Consider the following 586-nt stretch of genomic DNA (forward strand, 5'->3'; position numbering starts at 1 on the left):
TCGACTTCGATCAGTTCTTGAGTAATCATCTCAGGAAGCTCAAGAGTGATTTGTCCTAGTGTACCTTGTCGAAGCTCGTGAAGTAGAATCTCAGATACTTTATGAAGATCTACTCGGCCACCTGCTCGTAGCGCGCCGCGACGACGGCCAATTTCTTCCATGATCTCAATGTCAGACTCTGGCAGCTCTTCGATTTGGTAACGTTCTTTTAGACGTTCTGGGTAATGCGCTGCTAGATACTCAACAGTGTAAAACGCAACTTCGTCGTACTCCATTGCCGTATCTTTTACGGCACCCGTTGCCGCTAAACGGAAACCACTATGTGGGTTTTCCACTTTTGGCCAAAGAATCCCAGGTGTGTCAGACAGAACAATGCCGTTTTGTAAATTAATGCGTTGTTGGCGACGCGTTACCGCTGGTTGGTTACCCGTTACTGCGATAGTGCGACCAGCCAGTGTGTTGATGATGGTCGATTTACCCACGTTCGGGATGCCCATGATCATGGTACGAATGTTTTTACCAACTTCTTCACGGTGTGGCGCAAGCTTACGACAAAGCTCCATAATTTTATGTACTTCTTGAGGCT

General features: G+C 47.3%; 1 protein-coding gene. It reads right to left on the reverse strand.

The features are described from left to right. A partial coding sequence (gene ylqF / locus R7040_RS28340; RefSeq protein WP_318097870.1) for a ribosome biogenesis GTPase YlqF occupies positions 1 to 586 on the reverse strand: 586 nt, incomplete at both ends.

Source organism: Vibrio sp. 1069 (assembly GCF_033340555.1).